The organism is Marinobacter sp. L-46 (assembly GCF_056859535.1).
The window spans coordinates 1-23,455 of sequence record NZ_JBSXOP010000067.1 but is presented as its reverse complement, the minus strand read 5'-3'; the positions used below and the strand labels follow the sequence as shown (position 1 = coordinate 23,455).

Genomic DNA, 23,455 nt, shown 5'->3' with positions numbered 1-23,455 from the left:
CGGGGGTAAGGTCCAATGTGTAGTAGACTGACCACTCAGGGAATTGCGGGAGTTAAACGAAGATGAAAGTACAGAGTGCCATTGAAACCAAACTGGCAGATGCCTTTGAAGCCAGGTTGCTTCAGGTAGAGAACGAGAGCCACATGCACTCGGTGCCGCCGAATTCGGAAACCCACTTCAAGGTGACCCTGGTTTCACCGGATTTTGCCGGCCAGATGAAGGTTCGGCGGCACCAGGCGATCTACAAGGTGCTGGCAGACGAACTGGCAGGCTCGGTGCACGCGTTGTCGCTGCACCTGTTTACGCCGGAAGAATGGCAGGCCAGTGGCCAGGCTACGCCGGATTCGCCGAATTGCATGGGTGGCTCGAAGGGTGATGCCACCATGGCGGCCAAACTGGAACAGGGAGCAGATTCATGAGTCAGTTTTTCCAGATTCACCCGGAAAATCCGCAGAAGCGGCTGATCAACCAGGCCGTGGAAATTCTGCGCAAGGGTGGCGTGATCGTGTACCCCACCGATTCCGGCTACGCACTGGGTTGCCATCTTGGCGACAAGCAGGCGGCCGATACCATCAAGCGTATCCGCAAGCTGGATGACAAGCACAACTTCACCCTGGTGTGCCGGGATTTGTCTGATATCGGCGTCTACGCCAAGGTCGACAACACCCAGTACCGGTTGCTGAAGACGTTCACTCCAGGGCCTTACACCTTCATCCTGGATGCCACCAGCGAAGTGCCACGCCGCTTACTACACGCCAAGCGCCGTACCATTGGTGTCCGGGTGCCGGATAACGAGATTGTGCGTGCGTTGCTGGGTGAGCTGGGCGAGCCGATCATGAGCAGCACCCTGATTTTGCCGGGGGAAAGCGAGCCGATGACCGACCCCTACGAAATCCGGGATACCCTGGAACACGAACTGGATTTGATCATCGACGGCGGCTTCTGCGGAATGGAAGCCACCACGGTGGTGAACTTCACCGGCGATGCCCCGGAAGTTATCCGGGTTGGCAAAGGTGATCCGGCGCCGTTTCAGGTCTAGGGCTGTTGGTTGCCGGGGCAGTCAGCCCCGGTGGTCAGACACAAAGGGATTGGTGGCTTTTTCGTGCCCGAAGGTAGACATGGGCCCGTGGCCACAGATGAAGGCCACATCATCGCCCAGCGGGAACAGTTTTTCCCGGATGGAATGAATCAGGGTGTTGTAGTCGCCCTTCGGAAAATCCGTTCGGCCAATGGAACCGTTGAACAGCACATCGCCCACCTGGGCCAGTTTTGAGCCGCGATGGAAGAACACCACATGGCCCGGTGTGTGGCCCGGGGTGTGCAGCACTTCCAGGGTTTCATTGCCCACCGTTACCGTGTCTCCGTCTTCCAGCCAGCGGTTGGGCGTGAACACTTCCGGTGCCGGAAACCCGAACATCTGCGCCTGCATGGCCAGGCCCTGAATCCAGAAATGATCTTCTTTGTGCGGTCCTTCAATCGGCAGACCGGCGGATTTGGCCAACTCCGCGGTACCGCCGGCGTGGTCGATGTGGGCGTGGGTGAGTAGGATCTTCTCCAGGGTAACGCCTTCTTCCTGGGCCGCTGCCAGAATGCGATCCAGATCTCCGCCCGGGTCTACGACTGCTGCTTTGTTGGTTTCGGTACACCAGAGCAGGGTGCAGTTCTGTTCAAAGGGGGTGACGGGAATCACACGGTACTTCAGGGACATAATCTGCCTCGGGTTGTAAACTTTCCGGCAAGTTTACCAAGGCGGCAAGGGGCGAGCCATTGAACGACTACCTCAAGAGAATCCTTAAGGGCCAGGCGATCAACTACGAGGCCTTTCTTAAAAAGCTGCCGGAGGCACTGCGTCAGCGGCACCGGGAGCTTTTTTCGACCGAGAAAACGGGGCCGAACCGCTGGCGGGTAACCGTTCTGGATGAAGCTGTATTCGAAACGCTTCGGGAACAGGCCGCAACTCCGGTGAGCAGGGTGGATGCAGCCAGGAAAGGAGATTCCCACCGCCATGGCACCGAGGTGAGCTTCCTGCTGGTTTACCATCACGCTCTGACAGGCAACCGGCCGGATTCGGTGGTGATTACCGGGGATTTGGTGGATATCGGCTTCAGGCCAGCGCCCCGGGTGCTGGTGGTGGAAAACGAGCGAAATTTTTACCATCACCGCCAGATGCTGGCCTTTGCCGGGGAGTGTCTGGGCCGGCCGGTGGATCTCACAAATTGCGATGTCGTGCTCGGTGGCGGAAACCGGATTACCCGCGCGGCGGATCTGGACTGGCTGAAACGGTACGATGAGGTGCTTTGCGCCTTCGATTACGATGCCGGCGGTTTGCAGATGTATTCGTCAGTGCAGTCCGTATTGGGCGACAAGGCCTGTTTTCTCCAGCCCGCTGAGTGGAAACCCTGGCTTGGCTGTTTCCGCAAAACCCCGGACGCCACCGAAAGGTTTACAAAGGCCATCATGCTGGCGGAAGATCTGGGGTTTGTGTCGCTGGCGCAGGCCTTCCGGGCCACCAGCAAATTCATGGAGCAGGAGATGATTCTGGATGAGTGATTCACAGGCGAGCGCGAGCACCTTTAACTTCGGCATTCGCCGCCTGGTGCTGGTGGATTCCGCTGGCTTCTGTTACGTGGAAATTCCGGTGGACAACCACGGCCTGATTCTGGGGCCGGGCAACCTGGGCAAGTCCAGCCTTTTGAACAGCCTGCGCCTGTTCCTGTTGCCGGAAAACAACTTCAAGAACAGCCGCAAGAAATTCGCGTTCCGCAACGCCAGCGCCGGCAGTTTCTACACCAACGAAGAAAGCTACCAGCACTATTTCCCCAGTCAGTTCAGTTTCCTGATTATGGAGGCGGAGAACCCGGCCGGCACCCACTGCCAGATTCTGTACCGGGACAACGCCAGTCAGCTCAGCTATGGCCGTGCCTTTGTACCGGTAAGTTACGACCAGCTACGGCCGCTGTTCTGGGACGGCGACGATGAAGACGGCATTGGCCAGGCGGTGCCGGAGCTCTCGTTCAGTCGGCTGTCAGAGGCGCTGAAAAAACTGTCGAAAGAAACGAAACTGGTCAACGACCCGGCCAAACTCAAATCCATGCTCTACAGCAGTGAGCTGATGAACGCCGACGCGGTTCGCTATTCTGTATTGCCGCTGGGGGAATCCGACGAGCGTCGGGTGCAGTCCCTGCGCACCCTGATTCTGCTGCTGTTCGAAATGAAGGCCGACGACCAGGCCATGGCCAATGCGGTGGCGAGTATCATCGAGGCGGATAAGAAATTTGCCGACGACGCCTTTGATTTCAACATCGACGATTTTCTTAATCGCCACGACCAGCTCAAACAGCAGCAAAGCCAGCTCAATCGAATCGAGAAGGAGCGCCCCCGCTTTGAAAAGCTGAATCGCGACTACCAGGCCTATCAAACGTTATTGCGCAGTCAGCACGATTTTGCCGCATTCCGGGATGGCGTGGCGAATGCGCTGCAAGACATTGGTGCCAAACGCCGGGTAGCGCTGGAGGCGTATAACGAACAGAACGAAACGCTGCGCCATGTGCTGCAAACCCTGAAAAAGCTGGAACAGGAAGAAAGCGGACTGAAAGGCGAGATCCGCTCCGCTGACCGGCGAATCAAGCAGGCGGAACAGAACCAGAAAGACGGCGAGCTGCTGGTTGCCCAATACGGCGAGATGACCCTGCAGGAAATTGCGGACATCCAGAAGGAAGAGCGCGAAGGCAAGCGGGGCCACCTGGCCGCCCTGAAAAGTGCTGCCCAGGCCGAGATTCGCCTGGAACAGATCCAGCGCAAGAAGCTGGAGCTGGAACGCCAGCTGGAAAGCCTGAAAGACCGGGAAAGCAAACAGCAGTGGCAGTTGCAGAACCAGCTGGACGAAGCCACTGCCGCGCCGCTGCGGGCGGTTGACCCTCGGCTGATGATGGCCAGCCCCGGCCAGGACCTGGATGCTGACAGCAAGGCCACCATTGAAGCCTTCGCCCGATTGTTCGTGCCCAACGACCATGGCTTTGACTGGTTCGACACCGAATACCAGAGCCAACCGGCCCGGCACACCAATTTCGCCGAGCAACGCCACCATATTGAGGGCGAGCTGAACGGCCTTGAGAAAGAACGCTCAGAGCTGGCAGACACCACCAACCAGGAACACGACCGGCCCAAGCTGATTGAACGCACGGCAAAAGAAATCCGGGCCATCGAAAAAGATCTTGAGACGCTTCAGCGTTATCCAGCCGCTGCCACCACCCTGCGGGACGCCACCGAAGAAAAACAGGCGGCCGAAGAGCAGCTGGCGAAGCTGGACGAACAGGCCCGTCTGGAGCAGGAAAAGCAGGATGCACTGCAGCAAAAAGCCGCCAGGGCCCGGGCCGAGAAAGAGCGTATTGAAGAGCGGGAGCGCGAGCTGGCGGCCCTGAGCAAAAGCGTGGGAACTGTGGAACACCGTTTCCCGCACCTGAAAGCAGTGCAGGCAGAACAACCGTTGGATATCGAGCGGGTGTCTGCCGCCGCTTTCGATGACCTGCAAAGCCAACTGGACGACCTGGAAGAGCGCCGCCGTAACATCCTCGATCACCTGCGCCAGTTTGTGTACCTGGGTATTCACGAAGACAGCGACGGCGAACTGCAGAAAGACAGCCCGACATCCTCGGTTATTCGGGAAACCTTCAAGAGCCTGTCGGACCTGTTCGCCGGCATGGCCGAGCGCTGGAGCGTGCTGGAACAGCAGGTTGGCATTCACAACGAAACCGTGGCCAGTTACCGACAGGCCCTGAAATCCAACCACGAACACATTGCGCGGTTCGAGGCCCAGCTGAACCGTGAGCTGGATGGGGTGCGCATCAACGACCTGGTGGAAATCCGGGTGGATATCCACACCGACCTGAAATTCCGCAACCTGGTGGAAGAAGCCAACAACATCGATCCGTATGGCAACCAGCTGCAGTCCGACGCCTTCTACGACCGCTTGCGGGTGTTTGTGGCGGACTTTTTTGGGGAGCAGGGCGGCAGCAAGCGCCTGACCATGGACAAGGTGATTACCGGTATTTCCTACCGCACCCGCAAGGAAAACGCCGCCAACCTGGACAAGAAAGGCCAGTCCACCTCCACCACCGCGCTGATCAACCTGGAACTGGTGTACCGGCTGCTCAAACGGGTGCTGTATCCGGGCGTGCAGCTGTCCTTCCCCATGGTGCTGGACGAGCTGGCCAGTGTAGACATCAGCCAGATGCCGTCGTTGCTGGAACGGCTTCGCAAGCAGGGCTTCAACTTGTTCTCCGCTGCTACCCACAGCGCCAGTGCCGAAGTGATCTACCTGATTGGCCGGCACCTGGAAGTGGGGCAGATGCGCACCGCGCGGCCCTACAGCAAGGAGCGCACACTGGTGTTCTGGGGTGGTGCGGAAGGCTTTACCGGTGGTGAATCTCTGAGCCACTGGGCCGACCAGACCCAGAACAGCCTGCTGGAGCCGGTGGATGAGTAAACGCTTCAGCACCCTGGACACCACGCGGCTGCTGTTCGAGCACCCGAAGATCCTGTTCCGGATGATCGAGCGCATGGACCGGAACGAAGCCCGGTACATCCGCGAAAGCGACCTGGTGGCCGAGGTGATGGATTATACCCGCAGCCTCGGCAAGGCGGACCGGGAACGGGTGCGGCTGGCCATGAACACCGACAACCTGTTCCGCAGTGGCTTGATCATCGACATTATCAAAGCCGATGGCGAGCGCCGGCTGGTGTTCCAGGATGCGCTGATCAACTTGATGCGGGCCTGCAACGCCTCGCTCTATCAGGAATTAACCGACGCCCGCCTGCGGGGCCACCTGGTGACCCTGCGGGACGTACGCAACCGCCTGGAAATCAGCAGCTTCAGCGAGGTTGATCCGGATTACACCGAACTGCGGGACGACCTGAACGAACGGGTCAGCCAGCTGATCGGCCTGCTGCGCCAGAACGTGCTGCGCATGCAGACCATCAGCGCCCAGCTGGCGGATCTGTCCGGCGACGCCAGCCGGGCGCCGGAGAAATACCTGGAGTTCCGACAGAACCTGTTCGAGCAGATCGTCACTCTGTATGAGCGCCACATCAAGCCCACGCTGGTGTTCCTGAACCCGGACACCCGCCTGCCGGACGGCAGCAACCTGTTCGAAACCCTGGAAGCCATGGTGCGCCTGCTGGAAAGCCACGGCGACCACAGCCTGGCGGATCAGTTGTTCCGTTCGTCTATCAGCCTGAACGCCCTGTACAAGCCCATCCAGGCCGTAGCCCAGGAGGTGGAACACTTCCTGCGCAAAACCCGCCGGGGCATGGCCCAGTACAACGCCATGGAGCATTTCTACGGCAAGCTGCGCACGCTGAAAGACGACACCGAAACCCTGAGCCTGCGCCGCAAATGGCTGGAAGGCGGCGATTTTGCCCGCAGCACGGGCTTCCTGGTGGGTTTGCGGGCGCAGCAGCGGCCGAAACACTACGCCTTCGGCCAGTCGTCCAGTTACTACCAGTTGCTGTTCAGCGAGCTGGACCTGCGCCTGAGCGACCTGCGTCGGAAAGCGGAAGTGCCAGTTCTTCAGGAAGTGGACGGCAGCGGTCGCCACAGCCGCATCGACGTTCAGCGCATCAACCAGCTGTACCAGTGGCTGGAAACCCTGGAGCTGCGGCCCACGGCGGACCTGGTTCGGGAACTGCACGGCCGGCTGGACGGTTTTATCCCGGGCTATCGCTTCCCGGACCTGCTGGCGGCATTGAACCGGCTGGTTAATTCTCCGCCCGAGGGGATGCAGGTGACGACAACCAACCGCTTCCGAACCCTGGAACAGGCGCCGGACAGCGAACAGTTTGTGTACCGCAAGCGCCGCCTTGAAACCACTACGACTCACACCGAACAAGAGCCTGATCATGCCTGATTTCGTGGAAACCCGGGATGCAGAAAACAACCTGAACGAACCACAAGCCAGCAGCTTCGAGCAGATCCTGCCGGCCCACAGCGCCGCTGTTTACCGGGAATTCCAGGCCGGCCGGGTGATCGTGCGGGATGCGTGGGACAACAACCGCTCCGAGCTGCGGGCCAATCCGCTCTACAACCTGCTATACAATCATCTTTCGCATTTCCGCACTTTCTACGAGCACCTGGGCAGCGAACTGGTGTTCAACGAAACCGGCTCGTTCTTCTTCCTGAAAGAAAGCAGTGACGATGAAAGCGAAGAGCACGATGAGAACGCCTTCCGGGTGCAGGTGATATTGCTGCTGATTGGCCGTTACTTTGCCCGTAGCGGGCGGGACCTGGATTACCTGGGGCGGCCGGAAGCCGGCCTGAACGAGCAGGACCTGGCCAACCTTGCGGCCGATGAGGATTACCAGGACATTCTGCGGGCAGCTCGATTCGAGAAAGGCCTGAGTGAAGCGCTGGATTACCTGGAAAAGCGGAACCTGGTGTTCCGCTCCGGCGCCGGCCGGTATTTCCTCAGCTCTGCCGGTATGTACTTCCTCGACCAGCTGGTTCAGGAGTACGAGCAGGGCGGTCAGGCGTAGGCCAGGTTGTTCCGGCCACCGGCTTTTACCCGGTACATGGCGGCGTCGGCTTCTCTCATGAGATCTTCGGCGGTCATGCCGTTATCCGGATACAGCGCAATGCCGACGGAAGCGCCAATACCGATCGTGTGGCCCTGAATCTGGAAGGTTTCGTTCAGGGTGGCGATCATCTGTTTCTCGTTCTTTACCCGTTCGCTGATGTCGCTGAAGGTCAGAATATACTGACTGATCTGGCCCTGATTGTTTTGCACCGCAGACACCGTCAGCAGGTTGGGGAACACCTCACCCTTGGGGTTCCTGAGCCAGACCTCTCCCTGCCAGGCACCCTCGGCGATCAGCTGGCGGTGCAAGCGTTCGCCGACGGGATCCCGGTCCTGGTTGCCTGCATCAAGAAACTCCATCATGTTGCGCCCGGACAGCTCCCGTGCTGTTGTCTGGGCCCTCTCCAGAAAGGCCGGGTTAGCCCGGACAATGGTGAAATCCGTCTTGCAGATGGCTATGGCTTCCTGGGTGTGTTCGAACACCTGGTGGGCCAATCGCAGTTCTTCGGTGGATCTGGCGATCTCGGATGTCTGGGACACCAGTGCATGCATCAGCGGTTACAGGGAGCGCCTGATATCGTTTGTGACTTGAGCGTATACCTCAGAGACCTGGTAATTCATGTGAACTTCCCAGTTGTAATCGCCCAAGGGTCTCATGAACGCCAGTACCGAGGCACCGTCCGGGTCAGTCAGTTTGAAGGTGCGGGGCTGTTTGTCGCCCGTCAGGCGCTCGCTGGCGGTCAGGCGGGCCAGGTCCTGATGTTGGTCCAGGATGACCTGGATGTTCTGGGTTTTGGCGTCGGCAACATTGCCGGCCGAGCGGGAGGCCTGGGAATGCAGCTGGTTGATCAGCGGGGTGGCGACAATCGCAGCAATCACAATGCCGGTGAGCACCACTGCGATGATGGCCGTGGTGATTACACGGCGCTTTTGTTCAAGTATATCCATCGTTTGTGGTCACACCCTCCGGTCGCACAGCTCTATCTTAACTCCAGCCTTAGCCAAAGAGCCAATGGTTAGTGTGCTTCTGTCTCTCTAGTATCCGCGCCTTAATAAAAATTCCAAATCGCGAGTGGTTATGACAGACAACAACGCTAACAACAGCTATTTATCTGATCGAAAACCCCGGTCGCACTTTGCAACGCGTCGGGAATACCTGGAGCATGAACTGCAGGTGATGGCGCCGAGGCGGTGGCGGCCAAACCTGCCGTTCCGTGATTACCGCTTCGAGTGGGAAGACCTGGTGCCCGCCATGGCCGCGACCATCGGCAAAGTGGTGATGGTTGCCGCAATTGTGGCCGCCTTCGCCGGCCCGCTGGGGCTTTCGAAAGAATTCGTAACCGAAAACGTGCGCTTCGAAATGATCATCGCAGCGCTGTTGTTTGTCATCCTGATCTCCGGTTTTCTGAACCCCACCAGTAACCTGGCCGGTACCCACGGCCCGCTGATTCCCATGATTCCGTTGATTGTTGCCTCTGGCGGGCATCCCATGGCGCTGGGGATCATGATCGGTGTGCTGGGTTTTATTCTGGGTATTACCCGGGGCGGCAGCCTGTTGGCCCGGCTAACCAGCAATGGCGTGTGTGGTGGATTGCTGCTGTATCTCGGGTTTATCGGGGTAACCAGCCAGATCGGACGGCTGTTCACCTGGGCTGAAGGGTTCGATAAGGGCTACATCGCCTTTTTGGTGGTGCTGCTGACCATCGTGATGTACGCCTGGCTGGAGCATGTGAAAATGCGTTGGCTGGCGATCCCGCTGGGCTCGTTGATAGCCGGTGTGGTGGCCTTTGCGCTGGGTGCGCCGTTCGAGTTTGTGACCGAACCGGGCATTCCCAATATGAACCCGGCCTATTGGTGGGGCGAAACCACCGGCTGGCAGCTGGGCCTTCCGGACGTCTACAGCTTTATGGCCGTGGCGCCGTTTGCGGTGCTGGCGGTAGCCATGTGGTCTCCGGATTTTCTGGGGCACCAGGTCTTCCAGAAGCTGAATTACCCGCCAAAAACCGAGCGTGTGCTGATGGATATCGACGATACCATGGTCTCTGCCTCGGCCCGCCAGGTGGTGGGAACGGCGCTGGGTGGCGGTAACATTGCGTCATCCTGGGGTACTTACATTGTGCCCGCAGCCATTGCCAAGCGGCCCATTGCGGCGGGTGCGGTGCTTACCGGGTTGTTGTGTGCGGCTACCGCAGTGCTGGGTTACCCGATGGACCTGGCGGTATGGCCGCCGGTGCTGAGTGTGGCGCTGATGGTGGGTGTATTCCTGCCGTTGCTGGAGGCGGGCATGCAGATGACCCGCAAGGGCAAGACCACCGAGTCTGCAGCCATCGTGATTTTCTCGTCTGCGCTGGTAAATCCGGTGTTTGGCTGGTCGCTGACGGTGCTGCTGGATAACCTTGGGCTGATCGGCTGTAAGGAACGCGGTAAGGAACTGGGCCATATCGGCCGTTGGATCATCCCGGGTATTGTCTTTGTTATCCTGTGCGTGGTTATGCTGGCCATCGGAATGTTCCCGGGCATCGAGCCTATGGTGGACGCTTTCCGTGTAGACTGAGGTTTTTCGCAGTAGCAGGAGTGGCGAATGCCGGAGCCCGTGCTGTTCAGAACCCCTCGCCGCCGGAGCTGGCCCTGGCTGGCGGTGATAGCGCTCGTGGTTGCCGTGTTGGTGGCGCTTCGGCTGCAGCCACAGCCGGTTGAAGAACGACTGGTGCGCCTGCATTCCCAGGAAGTGTTCGGGGCAGATTCGCAGCTACTTTCAGAATCGCTGCCGGTGCAGGCCACGCTACTGGATTATCGGAGTGATCGCCTGCTGCTGTTAAAGGCGCAGGCGGCCTTGCAGGTTTATCCTGAACACACACGCCAATTACTGGAACTGTTCGGTGAAGAACCGGAGTTCCGGGAAGCCCTGAAAACCCACGGCGAATACCTGATTCCACCGGTTATCCATTTCTACCGCAACCCGGTCAGTTCCATCGAAATGCTGAACCGGGTAGCCGGAACTCGAGAAACCCTTACACCCGAACAGCGGGCCTGGTATGCAGTGAACTTTGCCAACAAGGAAGGGCAGGATTTCACCGGCCAGTTTGTGGTGGCGCCGGATGGCAGCATTGAATGGATCTGGACCGAACGTATTACCGAAGGCGTTACCCGGTTTTTCACCAGCGGCATTCGCACCCTGGAGTCCCGCTACCGAACCGACCAGCCCATCAGTGTCAGTGACATTGGCTGGGCGGCTGTGGATGCCGTAGTGATCGGCAGCGCGGTAAAATTCCTCAAAGCCGGTCGGGCAGCGGCCACTACCGCCCGGGCAACTACCGTAACCGCACGCTCAGCTGCCTATGGCTCCCGTTTGGCCAGGGCAGGGCAGATGGCATCAACCATGATCGGCTATGCCAAGTGGCCGGCCGTGGCGGCACTTGCCTACGTAGCCGTGCGCCATCCGGTATTACTGAACGACCTGTTTGCCGGGGCCGCAAAAGTCCTCGGTGTGCCACCGTGGATGATACAGGTGCCCGGCTGGTTCCTGATCCTGTTACCCTTGTTTCTGATACTGAGATGGCTGGCCCGGGTGTGCCTCTGGTTCATCCCCGCCCGCCGATAACCAACCGGGGTCAGACCCCCAATACATTTGCTGCGGCAAAGTGTACCGGGGGTCTGCCCCCGTTACGGAGATTCTGAGATGAAAACATTGTTGCAGGTGGATTTTCCCTTTGATGGCCCGTTCGGGCAGGAGATGGCCGATGCCATGAAAGAGCTGGCGGAATCCATTGCCAAAGAACCCGGGTTTATCTGGAAGATCTGGACCGAGAATGCGGAAACCAGGGAGGCGGGCGGTATTTATCTGTTCGAAGATGAGGCCAGCGCCCGGAAGTACCTGGACATGCATTCGGCACGCCTTAAAGGGTTCGGAGTGCCGGTGGTGAATGCCAAGGTGTTTCAGGTGAACGATGCGTTGTCGGCGATTGATCACGGCCCGGTCTGACCGGGCCGTTTAAGCCTACCAGGCCAGCCAGATGGTGTGCCTTGCGCCTTTGCCCGGGCGCAGGGCGCGCACTACCACCGCTTCTACCGAGAAACCGGCCCGGCGCAGCCTTTCTGTGAAGGCCTGTTCAGGACCGGCGGACCAATAGGCCAGGATGCCGTCCGGGCTCAGGGATTTCTGGGCGGCGGCGATGCCTTCCGGCGAGTAAATCCAGTTGTTTTCCTTGCGGGTCAGGCCTTCCGGGCCGTTGTCCACATCCAGCAGGATGGCGTCCCAGTTGCCGTTACCCTCTTTGAGCAATTCCGCCACATCACCAATGTGTACCCTGGCTCGTGCATCGTTCAGCGGGTAACCTGCGGCGGCGCCCAAGGGCCCGCGATTCCATGCTTCAACCTCCGGAACCAGTTCGGCCACCGTCACCTGGGCGCTGTCGCCCAGTGAAGACAGAGCCGCCGCCAGGGTGAAGCCCATGCCTAGCCCACCAATCAGCACCCGGGGCTCGGGCAGGTGTGCGATACGTTCGCAGGCAAGGGTGGCCAGAGCGTCTTCCGAGCCGTGCAACCGGCTGTTCATCAGCTCACCGGGCGCACCGGCAATCTTGATGGAGAATTCGTCATTGCGTTGCAGCAAACGCAAACGGGTTCCGTTGCCGGGAATGGTTGCGGTGCCAATTTCATCAAAGCGGGCCATGAGGGGTTCCGGTTGGCGGGATCAGGCCGCATTCTAACCTGATGGCACCGTTGTTTTCAGCCAAAACCCCCTTGAAGAATAGCTGTTAGACTGCAGTTATTATCAAATAGCCGTATTTTTAAAGCCCAGAGTACAGGAGAGCGCACTTATGACAGATCAACCGGTCATGCTGATAACCGGAGCTTCATCGGGCATTGGTGCCGAAACGGCACGAGCTGCTGCCCGGCAGGGGTAACGCCGGCCGTGGAGTGAAGGTCAGGAACTGTTGGAGCTGAACTTGGAATCAACACAAAACGTGGCCCTGGTAACTGGCGGGGCAAAAGGTATTGGCCGGGGCATTGTGATGCACCTGGCTTCGGCCGGCTGGAAGGTGATCTTCTGTGACACTGACCAAACTGCTGGCGAGCAACTGGTGGCCAGTTCAGAACACGACATTCTTTTTGTCCGGGGCAATGTGGCCAGCGAGCCGGATGTCGAGCGAATAATATCGCAAACCGTGAACTGGGCAGGTGGCCTTACCGCCGTTATCAATAATGCCGGCATTGCTGACCCCCACACCGGGCCGGTAGAAGAGCTAAGCCTTGAACAGTGGCAGCGCCGCCTGGACGTGAACCTGACCGGGCCGTTTCTGGTGACCAAACACGCGGTTCCGTATCTTCGGGAAGCTCAAGGTGCCGTCGTTAATATGGCATCTACCCGGGCGCTTCAGTCCGAGCCGGAGTCCGAGGCCTACGCGGCAACCAAGGGTGGCCTGGTTGCGCTGACCCATGCACTGGCGGTTAGCCTTGGCCCGGATATTCGTGCGAACTGCATCAGCCCCGGCTGGATTGATACCCGTGGCTGGCAGGGAAGGACTGAAAAACCGGAGCCACTGTCAGCGTCAGATCACCAGCAACATCCCGCAGGCCGCGTGGGCACCCCGGAGGATATTGCCGCCATGGTTGCCTACCTGATCTCGCCGGAGGCGTCATTTATCACAGGGCAGAATTTTGTGGTGGATGGCGGCATGACGCGGAAGATGATCTACGAAGAGTAGTCGGTTGCGGCCAGATTGAACACCGGGCCGCAGCAGGCTTACTGTACGCGGAATTCTCACGCGATTCCCGTTTTAGACTTATTCTAAACATGAGTCTAGAATGGGAATATCAGGCGTGAAGCCGAATTGGTTACAGGAGGTCGGCCATGAGTGCACTGGCAGAGAAGAAATCGCCCGCTGAAGCCCGCAAGATGGGAGTCAGCGGCCTTAAGGCGGCGTTCAATATTCTTGAGAAATGGGGATGCAATGCCGACCAGATGCAGGCCATTCTCCGCCTGCCCAAAGCCACCTTCTATAAATACCGGAATGATCCGGACAGTGCCCGCCTGGACCGAGACCAGCTTACCCGGATCAGTTACCTGCTGAATATGCACCAAGCCCTGCGCATTGTGTTCGAGAACCCGGACAACGTGTACGGCTTCATGCACAAGCGTAATCACAATCCGTATTTCCATGGCAGGGCTCCGCTGGAGGTGATCGAAAGTGGTGATTTCGCGGCCTTGTACGAAACCTTCCGGCGCATTGATGCGCTGCGGGGCGGTCTTTGGTAATGGTGCCGCAGTTACCCGCCATCACCCTGCCAAAAACCAAGGGCTTTCGCCTGATCAACACCCGGCTGCCACCCATCGACATTTTTAACGATGTAGCGGATTCGGACGAGTTTCAGGACTTGTTCGACCTGCAGGCACTGACCAACCCCAGGCTCCGGCAGGAAGTCGGCAGCCTGAATTACATCGACCTGAACGAAATCCCCTGGGGTATTCCCGGTTGCCACTATGCCGCAGCCCCCTTTACCCACGTTGCACCGGAGGGAAGCCGGTTCAGCACCGGTGATTTCGGTATGCTGTACATCGCCGATACCATTGAGACCGCGCTTTCGGAAGTGCAGTACCATCAGGGCCGGTACCTGGCCAACATTGAAGGTCTGAAGTTCGATCGGTTGATGTTCCGGGGGCTGGCCTGCACCTTTGCTGGCGAAGATATTCACGACGCAACGGTGTTGCCGGAATCCAGCGACATTTATCACCCTGAGGATTATTCCGCCGCCCGCGCACTCGGTGCACAGCTTCGTTCAGCCGGTTCCGAAGGGATCCAGTACTGGTCAGTAAGAAACCCGGGTGCCACATGTTGGGGGCTGTTTACGCCCAAGCGGGTGCAATCGATTGTTCAAACCGCGCATTATGAGTTTATTGTGCGGGACGGGCAGATTGTGGACCGGAAGAAGGTGGTTGGGGTTTGATTGTGGCGCAGGGAAGGTGGTGCCCCCGGCAGGTATCGAATTTATATTTAACGTATTGAAATATAAGCTATATAAATTTCTTTTTTTGACTTTGTGCCCCCAAAAATACCCCCAGTTCCAGCTGTGCCACTGGGGGTGATTCCTTTTCCCGAGTCTGTCCGCTTCTGGCCAAATGTTAGCATGCTATCGTTATTTGGGTTCTTTCTAAGGTTTTTGCTCGGAGAATGAACTCAGAGCCATTGCATCCAGCGTCAACTAGTTAGCGTGCTCAACTTGTCCGCCTGGATACGCTTCCATAAATGCTGAGATAGCTTGGAAGGCTTTATGCTCATGTAGGTCCTTAGGGTTATCTTTCATGCATTCAACAGTGATTCGTGTGGTCTGTCCATTTTTTATTGACCACTACAATGACCTCGCAGGACTGCGGCCTCAACCGGACGCCTCGATCAGTCCGCTGCTAAACAAAAGCGAACGTTCAAGATCCTCCACTGCGAACCGGTTTTTAATTCAGTCCTGAAGAACAATGAGCCGCTTCAATGGTTCGGCAATGCAAAGCCATTAGTTAACGAAATAGCGGCCCCATTTGTTCATGAAACCTGTTTATACGCAGTATTTGAGCATGAAGCCATGGACCGTTCCCTGTAGTTTGGCTGTAGGAAGCTCAACCAAGCCTTCCGAGAACCGGAAACGTCGACAACATCCACGACGCAAAGAGTGTCATCCGACCGGTGAGCACCATTACTCCCATTACAACGAGCACCAAGCCAGCAAGCGCTCTCAGCAGTCTACTCCAGCGACTGAGCCAGCGTACTCGTTGCCGAAAGTGTTCAATAAACAGGGCGGTTCCGAGAAAAGGAAGAGCCAACCCCAACGAATACGCCGCCAGATACAGCATGCCCGCCTCAGCATTGGCATGCGTGGAGCTGAGCGCCAATATGGCCCCGAGTATGGGGCCTATACAGGGTGTCCAGCCGATGGCAAACGCGGCGCCAATTCCCCAGGTTGCAAGATCAGGAATTTAGTCTTCAGTAGGGCACCTACTTCGGTATACGCCTATATTTTCGGTTTGAAAATAAGTGAACGTTCATTTATTTTAGGCCGACCAATTTGAAGCGTTGAGCAGACAAATGCGGCAAAGAGACGACTCGAAACGAATAGCCTTCCTGGAAGCTACCGTGAGGGAAGTAGCAGATCACGGTTTTTCAGCAACCTCGGTTGGCAAGATAGCCAAGGCTGCGGGTTTGTCACCAGCCACGCTGTACATCTATTACGAAGATAAAGAACAGCTTTTATTGGCGACATTTTATTACGTCAGCGATCAGGTCATTGATGCGGCGCTGGACAGTTTTTCTCGCGGGAAAGATCTGCGTGAAGGACTGCGACGCCAGTGGCACACACTGTTCCGGATCGGCCTTGAGCGTCCGGAACTATTCCGCTACCACGAGACGTTCACGCATTCTGCTTGGATGACTCCCGAGATCCAGGCACGAAACGAAAGCCGAGCCGCAAATCTTTTGAATGCAGTTGATCAGGGAAAGCAATCCGGGCTGATCAAACCGGTACCTTTTCCACTTCTCGAAACGTTTATGTTCCGCCCGATTTACCACCTCGTTCAACGATGCCTGCAAGGGTCGTTCGAAGGTACCGATGAGCATATCGAATTAGCGTTTAATATGGCTTGGGATGCGGTTGCCGATCGTCGGAATACCTAATTTTTTCTGGAGAGTGACGCGTTATGAAATTCAAGATGGTCAGTACCTCCATGCCCTTGAGAGGCCTACAAGCGCTTGCAATGCTTTCGAGCCTCCTGGTGATGGGATGTTCGGCGGAGGCGCCCCCTCTGACACAGCAAACTGTCTACCCGGTAAAGCTCATGACGCTGGAGCAGGCGCAGTCAGGCACGCTCAATCAGTATCCGGGCAGAGTCTCGGCGTCTGACCATTCAGAACTCTCTTTCAGAGTGGGAGGAGAGCTGACGGAGCTGGCCGTTAAAGCAGGCGACACTGTGGAAAAAGGGGAGGTCGTTGCCCGCCTGGACGATCGGGACGCAAGAACCCGCCTGGAAAACGCCCGGTCAAATTTCAATCTGGCACAGGCCACCTTCGAGCGAATGCGAATATCGTTGGAGCGCCAGGCCATCAGTCAGGCCCGTTTCGATGAGGCCGAGGCCGAGTACCTCTCTGCCAGAGCGCAACTGGCCAGCGCGGAGGACCAACTTTCCTATACCGTTCTCAAAGCGCCATTTGATGGCGTCATTTCACGGGTGCCGGTGGATGTCTTTCAGGTTGTATCAGCGCAGCAGGCCATTGCCGAACTGCAACGGCCCGGCTCTATCGACGTCTCGTTCCAGATGCCTGAACAACAGGTCCGCCGCCTTCAACCACAGAGATCCAGGAACGTTCGCGCCAATGGCAACACTATCGCGTGGGTACAGTTTCCCGAGCTTCCCGATAAACGCTACGCCGCGAGCTACAAAGAGCATGACAGCAATGCCTCTCAGGGGTCGCTCAGTTATGAGGTTACCGTAACGCTCCCTGAACCCGAGGACATCACAGTGCTTTCGGGGATGAGCGCGACCGTTCTGCTTGATTACGGCACATTGGCTGGAGAGAGCGCCCCGTCGTGGCTGATACCAACCGCGGCGCTTGTAACACCTGACGCAGAACCCGGCACTAGCGTGGTTTGGCGATACGTGGCTGCTGCCGATGGTGAGAATGGCGATAACACGGGCAGCGTCGAGCCGGTGGATGTCGAGCCGGGTAAGAAAATGAACGATGGCGTGCTTGTTCGGGGAGAGCTCAGCCCGGGCGACAGAATCGTGGTTGCCGGCGCTCACCGGATGAACAGGGATCGTTCGGTCCGTCCCTGGGAAAAAGAGGGCGGGCTCTGAGATGGTCGATTATTTTCTTGATCGGAAGTCCATCAGCTGGATGGTCACGCTGTTGCTTGGGGTTGGGGGCATGTTCGCGTTTCTGGGTCTTGGCCAGCTTGAATTCCCGGAGTTCACGTTACGTTCCGCCTTGGTGACCACCCAATATCCCGGAGCAACGCCTCTTGAAGTCGAGGAGGAGGTTACGCTGCCTCTGGAAAAAGCGATCCAGCAGATGCCGGGCATCGATGACATTACTTCGGTGAACTCGGACGGCTTGTCGCAGATTACTGTCCAACTCAAGAAGACGGTCAGAGAAGGGGAGTTAGACCAGTATTGGGATATCCTTCGGCGAAAGATTAATGATGCCCAGCCTGGTCTGCCACCAGGCGTGAACACGTCCATCGTGAACGATGACTTTGGCGATGTCTTCGGCCTGCTGCTCACGTTGCGTGGTGACGGCTACTCGCTGAAAGATCTTGGTGACCATGCGGATCTCATTCAGCGAGAACTGCGATTGTTGGAGGGCGTCGCAAAAGTCAGTATCGGTGGTCGTGTCGACGAGCAGATGATCGTGTCACTGGACCGTGACCGTATGCGTGCTCTTGGCATCTCGCCAGAATACCTGGCAAGCCTTCTGAATGCGCAGAATACGGTGGGCAACGCTGGCCACCTGCGCAGTGAAGGGCTGTCGTTATCCGTTCAGCCAACCGGTCAGCTTGATTCCGTTCAGGCACTTGAGCAACTGGCAGTTGGAAGCGCTGATTCGGGTATTATCCGGCTCAGCGATCTGGCCGAAGTTCGCAGGGTGACCAATGACTCACCCGCCTTGCTTTACCACTCTGACGGATTGCCTGCTTTGACCATCGGCGTGTCATTTGCAGAGGGCACCAACGTTGTTGATGTAGGTGAGAGTCTCAATGAGGCTTTGAAACGCCTGGAAAAACAGCAACCCATCGGCATGACACTGAACACAGTGTATAACCAGCCTGAAGTAGTCGAGGAGGCAGTATCTGCTTTTCTCATGAACCTTGCTCAGGCGGTGGGCATTGTCATTATTGTGCTTTTGCTGTTCATGGGGCTGCGAAGTGGCCTGCTCATGGGGCTGATCCTGCTGATTACCATCATGGGTACATTCGTGCTTATGGCAATACACGGTATTCAGCTCCAGAAGATTTCATTGGGTGCGCTGATCATTGCGCTGGGGATGCTGGTCGATAATGCCATCGTCGTCACCGAGGGCATGATGATTGGCCTTTCCAAGGGCAAGTCCAAAAGGCAGGCAGCCAAAGAAGTGGTCTCGCAGAACCGGTACCCGCTGCTCGGCGCTACCGTGATTGCCATTACGGCCTTTGCTCCTATCGGCCTTTCACCAGACACCACCGGAGAATTCATTGGCTCCCTGTTCTGGGTTCTGTGCTACTCGCTTTTCCTGAGCTGGCTGACGGCACTCACTCTGACCCCGTTTTTCTTTGATATGTTCTATCCCGACAAGCTCGAGAGTGTCGGGCAGTCATCCGATAACGACCCCTATAAGGGAATTGTTTTCGTCGTCTTCCGCCGCCTGCTGACCTACGCGATTCATTATCGCTTCGTGACATTAACACTTGCGATCGCGCTTCTGGCTGGGGTTCTATCGTTCTCGGGACAGGTTAAGAATGCTTTCTTCCCGAATGCCACAACGCCACTCTTCTTTGTTGACCTTTGGTTGCCCGAGGGCGCCGACATCTTGCAAACCGAAGAGACCGTAAAGCGGCTGGAATCGCGCGTGAATGACATGGACCAGGTCGTTCAGGTGACCAGTGTCACCGGTGGCGGAGCCCAGCGTTTTACGTTGACGTATTCACCGGAGCAGCGATACGCCAGTTTTGGCCAATTGATCGTAGAGACCCGGGATAAGGCGTCGAGAGAGGCCCGTATGGAGGAAGTCATTGAGCAACTGCGTACAGACTTCCCGAACGTGCATTACAAAGTGCAGGCTTTGCAGGTGGGGCCCTCAGCCAAAGCCAGTCTTGAAGCTCGTATCTTTGGAGAAGATCCCGAAGAACTCCGGAAAATCGGTGTGCGCGTGCAGGCAATTTTTGAAAATGAACCTCTGGCCGACAGCGTGCGCTTGTCCTGGGGTAATCGGGAAGCCGTGATCGTACCGGAGTTCCTCGAAGAACAGGCCCGGCGCCTTGGCGTATCTCGCGAATCACTGCACCAGGCGTTGTTGCTGAATAATCAGGGGCAGCAGGTTGGAGTGTACCGTGAGGGGAGCGACCTCATTCCGATCATTATGCGGTCAAGAGAGGAGCAGCGTTTTGACATCGAAAACCTTACCTCGATCAATGTCTGGAGTGAAGAGCAGGGCCGCTATGTCAGCGCGGGCAACGTCATCAATGCCATCAATACGGAACTGCGGGATCCGTTGATAAAACGCAGAAACAGGGAGCGGATGTTGGCGGTTTATGCCGAACCCATGCCTTTGTCGGGGGAGACGGCGGCGAGTGTGCTGGAGAGGATCCGCCCGCAGGTCGACGCGCTGGAGCTTCCCCACGGCTATTCGATTGAGTGGGGTGGAGAGTACGAGACCTCATCCGAAGCTCAGACTTCGCTTTTCTCCTCGCTGCCTCTTGGACTGCTGGGGATGTTCATTATTTCGATGCTGTTGTTCGGTAGCTTCCGACAGGCTCTGTCTATCTGGATGATTGTTCCTCTCATGATGATTGGAATCATTGGTGGACTGGTATTGCTCGGCGCGCCTTTTACATTCATGGCGCTGCTCGGGACTCTGAGTCTGATCGGTATGGTACTGAAGAATGCCATTGTGCTGGTTGAGGAGATCAATATTCAGTTAGAACAGCAGGATGATGCATTCACTGCGGTGGTTGAGGCCGCGGTAAGCCGGGTACGACCTGTGCTTATGGCGGCCGTAACCACCATGTTGGGAATGATTCCTCTGTTCAGCGATGCCTTCTTCGCGAGCATGGCGCTGGTTATCGTGTTCGGTTTGGGTGTTGCAACGGTATTGACGTTAGTGGTGCTGCCAGTGGTGTACTGCACGTTAATGAGAATTTCTTATCATCAATAACGCACCCGCTGTTTTTCAGGCGTCTTTTTTTCCTCCGGACAAGCGATCCGGAGGAAAAAAGCCTCCGGCAATCATTGCATTCATCAGTTCGCCTACTTTTGCACGCAGGTCATCCCTCAACAACCTCATTGCCGGCGTTATTGACTGTCGGGTAGGACAAATCAGCCACAGCTCGGATACCGGCGGCGCATAGTCCGGCATGATTGTGGTGACACGGCCTGCAAGCAGATCATCCGACATATCAAGACACGATTTTATCGCAAGACCGCGACCAGCGACGCACCACCGGCGAACCAGATCGCCATCGTTTGAGGCGCGATCGCCCGTCATTTTGACTCGATATTCCTCGTCTCCCCGTTTGAACGTCCAGAGGTCAAATGGGATGTCCTGCAACTGATAGAACAGTCCGTTGTGGTTCTCAAGGTCATCAGGATGAATGGGGCGACCATGACGCGAAAGGTAATCAGGAGATGCGCAAAGCAGGCGCGGCACATCGCAAATTTTGAAGCCATACAGGTTGGTGTCACTGGGCGCGCCGTAGCGAAGCGCCATGTCGACCGAATCCCGGTAAAAGTCCACGTTGGTGTCAGTAATCTGAACTCTGAGATTCAAACCTGGATGCGTTGCCATCAATTCGTCGATCCAGGGCACAACGCGGTTACGACCAAGATCGGATGAAACCGAAAGCCGGATTTCGCCTGTTACAGAGTCAACTTCAGATCGAAGGTTCTGTTGCGCCTGGCTCAACAAGTCAATCGCTTGTTTGCAGTGAGGCAAGTATTTCTCGCCGGCGGCAGATAACCGCAACCTTCGCGTGGAGCGTACGAATAACTCTACACCCAGCTCCTGTTCTACGCGCTTTACTGCGGCGCTGGCTGTGGCAGCTCGCATATCAAGGCTGGTGGCGGCAGCGGTAATGTTGCGGAATTCAGCGACCCTCAAAACCACGATCAGATCATCAAGACTCATTTTCAAAAATTCTTTGAATATGTTTAACGAATTTTCCCGTTTATCCGAGTGTAAACGGCGACCATACTGTGCGCTACTCGAAAGTCATTGCGGAGACAGATAATGAAAGCTGTTGGATATCGGGAATCTCTTCCTATCGAAAACCCTGATGCGCTGCAAAATGTTGAGATGGAACGTCCCGTCGCAAAAGGCCGGGACCTGCTGGTCAGAGTCAAAGCCATCGGCATGAACCCTGTTGACTTCAAGGTACGCCAGCGGGCGGAGCCGGAACCAGGCCAGATCAAAGTACTTGGATGGGATGCCGTTGGAGAGGTAGTGGCAACAGGCGAGGGCGCTTCACTCTTCAAAGAAGGTGACACCGTATTTTATGCCGGTGACGTTACCCGTCAGGGCAGCAACGCCGAATACCAGGTTGTCGATGAGCGTCTGGTTGGTCGGAAGCCTGCCAGCCTGTCCGACGCCGATGCTGCAGCGTTGCCCCTGACCACGATAACAGCATGGGAAATGCTGTTTGACCACCTGCAACTTGAGCGACAGTTGGCTGGGTCCATCACTCCAAGCGACGACGTGGTCCTTGTGATTGGCGCCGCAGGAGGCGTGGGTTCAATTCTAGTTCAATTGATCAAACAGCTAACAGGCGCGAAAGTACTCGCTACGGCATCTCGCCCGGAATCGAAGGCCTGGGTTGAATCATTGGGTGCGGATTTTGTTCTGAATCACCGTGAACCCTTGCAGCCCCAGATCGAAACACTGGTGTCTGCTGGCAAAATTGGTTCTGTAACCCATGTGGCCAGTCTTAACGCCACAGATCAATACTTCGACGATTATGTGGCGGTGCTTAGGCCGTTTGGAAAGATTGCCATGATCGACGATCCCGCAAGTCTGGACGTAATGAAAATCAAGCCGAAGAGTCTGTCATTACACATTGAATTCATGTTCGCCCGCTCAATGCACCAGGCGGATGATATGCAGGTTCAGCACGACTTGTTGAATGAGGTCTCACGGCTTGTAGATCAAGGCTTCATCCGCACAACTGCAGGGAAGCACCTCGGAGCGATCAACGCCGAGAATCTACGTGCCGCACACGCCGAACTGGAATCAGGAACCGCCGTTGGCAAGATTGTGCTGGAGGGTTTTGCCTGACGTAAATTCCAACTCACCGGCTCGTATAACAAACCATGCGTTCCGATCACGGAACTACCCCGATAGACATGGCATACCAGAGCCGGCCGTCAGCTTGCTTTTTCAGTTTGGCTCCACTGCTTGGGTGACAGGCCATACAGGCGTTTGAACTCCCGGCTGAACTGAGACGAGCTCAGGTAACCCACGTCCATGGCGGCAACGCTGACGTTTTGGCCTTCAGCAATTTTCATCGCGGCCTTGTTGAGCCGCATGGATTTCAGAAACTGAATGGGCGACATGTTTGTCGCCTGTTTGAATTTGCGATGGAACACCGCCCGGCTCATGCCAGCCTGATCAGCCAGGTCTTCAATTGTGACAGTTTTGTCCAGGTTGGATGACAGGAACTCAATCGAGCGGGCGATTTCGTTCCCAACACCAAATGCGTTTCTGAATGAATGGCCGGCTTCACCTTTCAGTAATTCGTAGTAGAACTCATGCAAACGGCTCAGGGGTGCCGTTAGCTGACCGAGCAATGACCACACCGGGTTGCGCAATAGGGCGTCACTGGGCGATGTGCCTGTTTCGCTAAGCGCTGTTTCCAGGTTGATGGATGGCAGCATGTCCTTGTAGGCAACGGACGTTCGAAAATCATTTGCCCTGATAGCCATATAGGCCGCTTTAAGGTCCGGGCGACGCTGCAATGTTTGCTCTGCAAGGTCGGACAGGGGTAAAAGAACCTGCGGATAGTCGGCGGAAATGACCGTGCTAGCCCGGATTTCTCATAGTGCTCCAACAACCTTCGCAGACCAAGCCTGGTAGTGCCAGATCCGAGTGGTCATGGTCGAAGTTGGCGATTATTTAGCCAGTTTCCGGCATTCAGGCACAACTCCCCCTTTCCCCCAT

The 23,455-nt window shown here is 56.8% G+C and carries 22 protein-coding genes and 1 pseudogene; 16 read left to right on the top strand and 7 right to left on the bottom strand.

The window, feature by feature from the left end; genetic code table 11:
* Nucleotides 1-62 precede the first annotated feature (62 nt).
* Together AC13DJ_RS10520 and AC13DJ_RS10515 are read left to right on the top strand one after the other, a co-directional pair.
* The gene (locus tag AC13DJ_RS10520) at nucleotides 63-419 is read left to right on the top strand and encodes a BolA family protein (protein WP_058341212.1); all 357 of its coding nucleotides are present in this window, start codon (nucleotides 63-65) and stop codon (nucleotides 417-419) included.
* Nucleotides 416-1,039, top strand: a complete 624-nt coding sequence (locus AC13DJ_RS10515; RefSeq protein WP_288371891.1) for an L-threonylcarbamoyladenylate synthase — start codon at nucleotides 416-418, stop codon at nucleotides 1,037-1,039. Before AC13DJ_RS10520 ends, AC13DJ_RS10515 begins: the two co-directional genes overlap by 4 nt.
* A 21-nt stretch (nucleotides 1,040-1,060) precedes the next feature.
* Here AC13DJ_RS10515 and AC13DJ_RS10510 read toward each other — a convergent pair whose 3' ends face one another.
* Nucleotides 1,061-1,708 (bottom strand): MBL fold metallo-hydrolase, encoded by a 648-nt coding sequence (locus tag AC13DJ_RS10510; protein WP_474540928.1) that lies wholly within the window; start codon nucleotides 1,706-1,708, stop codon nucleotides 1,061-1,063.
* 59 nt (nucleotides 1,709-1,767) lie between these two features.
* On the opposite strand from AC13DJ_RS10510, the gene AC13DJ_RS10505 reads away from it, so the two are divergent.
* Genes AC13DJ_RS10505 through AC13DJ_RS10490 form a run of 4 tightly spaced genes read left to right on the top strand, consistent with a single transcriptional unit; the run spans nucleotide 1,768 to nucleotide 7,530 of the window.
* Nucleotides 1,768-2,550, top strand: a complete 783-nt coding sequence (locus AC13DJ_RS10505) for a hypothetical protein (protein ID WP_482933115.1) — start codon at nucleotides 1,768-1,770, stop codon at nucleotides 2,548-2,550.
* Nucleotides 2,543-5,485, top strand: coding sequence for a coiled-coil domain-containing protein (locus AC13DJ_RS10500; protein WP_482933114.1), 2,943 nt, complete (start codon nucleotides 2,543-2,545; stop codon nucleotides 5,483-5,485). The genes AC13DJ_RS10505 and AC13DJ_RS10500 overlap by 8 nt, the downstream gene beginning before the upstream one ends.
* Complete coding sequence (locus tag AC13DJ_RS10495; RefSeq protein ID WP_482933113.1) at nucleotides 5,478-6,905, top strand: hypothetical protein; 1,428 nt, start codon at nucleotides 5,478-5,480, stop codon at nucleotides 6,903-6,905. The genes AC13DJ_RS10500 and AC13DJ_RS10495 overlap by 8 nt, the downstream gene beginning before the upstream one ends.
* The gene (locus tag AC13DJ_RS10490) at nucleotides 6,898-7,530 is read left to right on the top strand and encodes a condensin complex protein MksE (protein WP_482933112.1); all 633 of its coding nucleotides are present in this window, start codon (nucleotides 6,898-6,900) and stop codon (nucleotides 7,528-7,530) included. The genes AC13DJ_RS10495 and AC13DJ_RS10490 overlap by 8 nt, the downstream gene beginning before the upstream one ends.
* Here AC13DJ_RS10490 and AC13DJ_RS10485 read toward each other — a convergent pair.
* Entirely contained in the window at nucleotides 7,521-8,123 is a 603-nt protein-coding gene (locus AC13DJ_RS10485; RefSeq protein WP_482933111.1) for a PAS domain-containing protein, read from the bottom strand. The genes AC13DJ_RS10490 and AC13DJ_RS10485 overlap by 10 nt on opposite strands.
* 6 nt (nucleotides 8,124-8,129) lie before the next feature.
* A complete protein-coding gene (locus AC13DJ_RS10480; RefSeq protein ID WP_482933110.1) occupies nucleotides 8,130-8,519 on the bottom strand; it encodes a hypothetical protein in 390 nt (129 codons plus the stop codon).
* 130 nt (nucleotides 8,520-8,649) lie between these two features.
* On the opposite strand from AC13DJ_RS10480, the gene AC13DJ_RS10475 reads away from it, so the two are divergent.
* From AC13DJ_RS10475 to AC13DJ_RS10465, 3 genes are all read left to right on the top strand, one after another.
* Nucleotides 8,650-10,125, top strand: a complete 1,476-nt coding sequence (locus tag AC13DJ_RS10475; RefSeq protein ID WP_482933109.1) for a DUF3360 family protein — start codon at nucleotides 8,650-8,652, stop codon at nucleotides 10,123-10,125.
* 27 nt (nucleotides 10,126-10,152) lie between these two features.
* The gene (locus tag AC13DJ_RS10470) at nucleotides 10,153-11,172 is read left to right on the top strand and encodes a hypothetical protein (RefSeq protein ID WP_482933108.1); all 1,020 of its coding nucleotides are present in this window, start codon (nucleotides 10,153-10,155) and stop codon (nucleotides 11,170-11,172) included.
* A 78-nt stretch (nucleotides 11,173-11,250) separates the two neighbouring features.
* Nucleotides 11,251-11,553 carry a monooxygenase gene (locus AC13DJ_RS10465; protein WP_474541077.1) on the top strand — a complete coding sequence of 101 codons (303 nt, stop codon included), beginning with the start codon at nucleotides 11,251-11,253 and terminating at the stop codon, nucleotides 11,551-11,553.
* A 15-nt stretch (nucleotides 11,554-11,568) separates the two neighbouring features.
* Here AC13DJ_RS10465 and AC13DJ_RS10460 read toward each other — a convergent pair whose 3' ends face one another.
* Nucleotides 11,569-12,243 (bottom strand): spermidine synthase, encoded by a 675-nt coding sequence (locus AC13DJ_RS10460; RefSeq protein ID WP_474544170.1) that lies wholly within the window; start codon nucleotides 12,241-12,243, stop codon nucleotides 11,569-11,571.
* Between the two features lie 277 nt (nucleotides 12,244-12,520).
* On the opposite strand from AC13DJ_RS10460, the gene AC13DJ_RS10455 reads away from it, so the two are divergent.
* The 3 genes from AC13DJ_RS10455 to AC13DJ_RS10445 all read left to right on the top strand — a co-directional run bounded on the left by AC13DJ_RS10455 (nucleotide 12,521) and on the right by AC13DJ_RS10445 (nucleotide 14,519).
* Nucleotides 12,521-13,279: an SDR family oxidoreductase gene (locus AC13DJ_RS10455; protein ID WP_474541075.1), complete on the top strand. Its 759-nt coding sequence runs from the start codon at nucleotides 12,521-12,523 to the stop codon at nucleotides 13,277-13,279.
* 146 nt (nucleotides 13,280-13,425) lie between these two features.
* Nucleotides 13,426-13,830 carry an MbcA/ParS/Xre antitoxin family protein gene (locus AC13DJ_RS10450; protein WP_474541074.1) on the top strand — a complete coding sequence of 135 codons (405 nt, stop codon included), beginning with the start codon at nucleotides 13,426-13,428 and terminating at the stop codon, nucleotides 13,828-13,830.
* Nucleotides 13,830-14,519: an RES family NAD+ phosphorylase gene (locus AC13DJ_RS10445; RefSeq protein WP_474541073.1), complete on the top strand. Its 690-nt coding sequence runs from the start codon at nucleotides 13,830-13,832 to the stop codon at nucleotides 14,517-14,519. The genes AC13DJ_RS10450 and AC13DJ_RS10445 overlap by 1 nt, the downstream gene beginning before the upstream one ends.
* A 661-nt stretch (nucleotides 14,520-15,180) precedes the next feature.
* Here AC13DJ_RS10445 and AC13DJ_RS10440 read toward each other — a convergent pair.
* Nucleotides 15,181-15,510 (bottom strand): annotated as a pseudogene (locus tag AC13DJ_RS10440) (cytochrome c biogenesis CcdA family protein); the annotation flags it as partial.
* A gap of 184 nt (nucleotides 15,511-15,694) precedes the next feature.
* Here AC13DJ_RS10440 and AC13DJ_RS10435 point away from each other — a divergent pair.
* From AC13DJ_RS10435 to AC13DJ_RS10425, 3 genes are read left to right on the top strand one after another with little or no spacing between them, the layout of a single operon-like run.
* The gene (locus AC13DJ_RS10435; RefSeq protein WP_014420756.1) at nucleotides 15,695-16,231 is read left to right on the top strand and encodes a TetR/AcrR family transcriptional regulator; all 537 of its coding nucleotides are present in this window, start codon (nucleotides 15,695-15,697) and stop codon (nucleotides 16,229-16,231) included.
* Between the two features lie 23 nt (nucleotides 16,232-16,254).
* A complete protein-coding gene (locus AC13DJ_RS10430; RefSeq protein WP_474541072.1) occupies nucleotides 16,255-17,409 on the top strand; it encodes an efflux RND transporter periplasmic adaptor subunit in 1,155 nt (384 codons plus the stop codon).
* A gap of 1 nt (nucleotide 17,410) precedes the next feature.
* Entirely contained in the window at nucleotides 17,411-20,461 is a 3,051-nt protein-coding gene (locus tag AC13DJ_RS10425) for an efflux RND transporter permease subunit (protein ID WP_014420757.1), read from the top strand.
* Nucleotides 20,462-20,476: 15 nt separating this feature from the next.
* On the opposite strand, the gene AC13DJ_RS10420 is transcribed toward AC13DJ_RS10425, so the two are convergent.
* Nucleotides 20,477-21,430 carry a LysR family transcriptional regulator gene (locus tag AC13DJ_RS10420; protein ID WP_008172295.1) on the bottom strand — a complete coding sequence of 318 codons (954 nt, stop codon included), beginning with the start codon at nucleotides 21,428-21,430 and terminating at the stop codon, nucleotides 20,477-20,479.
* Between the two features lie 102 nt (nucleotides 21,431-21,532).
* Here AC13DJ_RS10420 and AC13DJ_RS10415 point away from each other — a divergent pair, with 102 nt between their 5' ends.
* Nucleotides 21,533-22,573: a zinc-binding alcohol dehydrogenase family protein gene (locus tag AC13DJ_RS10415; RefSeq protein ID WP_008172298.1), complete on the top strand. Its 1,041-nt coding sequence runs from the start codon at nucleotides 21,533-21,535 to the stop codon at nucleotides 22,571-22,573.
* Nucleotides 22,574-22,662: 89 nt separating this feature from the next.
* On the opposite strand, the gene AC13DJ_RS10410 is transcribed toward AC13DJ_RS10415, so the two are convergent.
* The gene (locus AC13DJ_RS10410; RefSeq protein ID WP_482933107.1) at nucleotides 22,663-23,220 is read right to left on the bottom strand and encodes a helix-turn-helix transcriptional regulator; all 558 of its coding nucleotides are present in this window, start codon (nucleotides 23,218-23,220) and stop codon (nucleotides 22,663-22,665) included.
* Between the last annotated feature and the right edge of the window lie 235 nt (nucleotides 23,221-23,455).

Bases quoted from the DNA above. Each gene is read 5' to 3' on its own strand.
- AC13DJ_RS10470 (WP_482933108.1), top strand. From the start codon at position 10,153: ATGCCGGAGCCCGTGCTGTTCAGAACCCCTCGCCGCCGGAGCTGGCCC.
- AC13DJ_RS10415 (WP_008172298.1), top strand. From the start codon at position 21,533: ATGAAAGCTGTTGGATATCGGGAATCTCTTCCTATCGAAAACCCTGAT.
- AC13DJ_RS10445 (WP_474541073.1), top strand. From the start codon at position 13,830: ATGGTGCCGCAGTTACCCGCCATCACCCTGCCAAAAACCAAGGGCTTT.
- AC13DJ_RS10515 (WP_288371891.1), top strand. From the start codon at position 416: ATGAGTCAGTTTTTCCAGATTCACCCGGAAAATCCGCAGAAGCGGCTG.
- AC13DJ_RS10410 (WP_482933107.1), bottom strand. From the start codon at position 23,220: ATGGCTATCAGGGCAAATGATTTTCGAACGTCCGTTGCCTACAAGGAC.
- AC13DJ_RS10495 (WP_482933113.1), top strand. From the start codon at position 5,478: ATGAGTAAACGCTTCAGCACCCTGGACACCACGCGGCTGCTGTTCGAG.
- AC13DJ_RS10465 (WP_474541077.1), top strand. From the start codon at position 11,251: ATGAAAACATTGTTGCAGGTGGATTTTCCCTTTGATGGCCCGTTCGGG.
- AC13DJ_RS10425 (WP_014420757.1), top strand. From the start codon at position 17,411: ATGGTCGATTATTTTCTTGATCGGAAGTCCATCAGCTGGATGGTCACG.
- AC13DJ_RS10520 (WP_058341212.1), top strand. From the start codon at position 63: ATGAAAGTACAGAGTGCCATTGAAACCAAACTGGCAGATGCCTTTGAA.
- AC13DJ_RS10510 (WP_474540928.1), bottom strand. From the start codon at position 1,708: ATGTCCCTGAAGTACCGTGTGATTCCCGTCACCCCCTTTGAACAGAAC.
- AC13DJ_RS10475 (WP_482933109.1), top strand. From the start codon at position 8,650: ATGACAGACAACAACGCTAACAACAGCTATTTATCTGATCGAAAACCC.
- AC13DJ_RS10430 (WP_474541072.1), top strand. From the start codon at position 16,255: ATGAAATTCAAGATGGTCAGTACCTCCATGCCCTTGAGAGGCCTACAA.
- AC13DJ_RS10480 (WP_482933110.1), bottom strand. From the start codon at position 8,519: ATGGATATACTTGAACAAAAGCGCCGTGTAATCACCACGGCCATCATC.
- AC13DJ_RS10450 (WP_474541074.1), top strand. From the start codon at position 13,426: ATGAGTGCACTGGCAGAGAAGAAATCGCCCGCTGAAGCCCGCAAGATG.
- AC13DJ_RS10420 (WP_008172295.1), bottom strand. From the start codon at position 21,430: ATGAGTCTTGATGATCTGATCGTGGTTTTGAGGGTCGCTGAATTCCGC.
- AC13DJ_RS10490 (WP_482933112.1), top strand. From the start codon at position 6,898: ATGCCTGATTTCGTGGAAACCCGGGATGCAGAAAACAACCTGAACGAA.
- AC13DJ_RS10500 (WP_482933114.1), top strand. From the start codon at position 2,543: ATGAGTGATTCACAGGCGAGCGCGAGCACCTTTAACTTCGGCATTCGC.
- AC13DJ_RS10460 (WP_474544170.1), bottom strand. From the start codon at position 12,243: ATGGCCCGCTTTGATGAAATTGGCACCGCAACCATTCCCGGCAACGGA.
- AC13DJ_RS10485 (WP_482933111.1), bottom strand. From the start codon at position 8,123: ATGCATGCACTGGTGTCCCAGACATCCGAGATCGCCAGATCCACCGAA.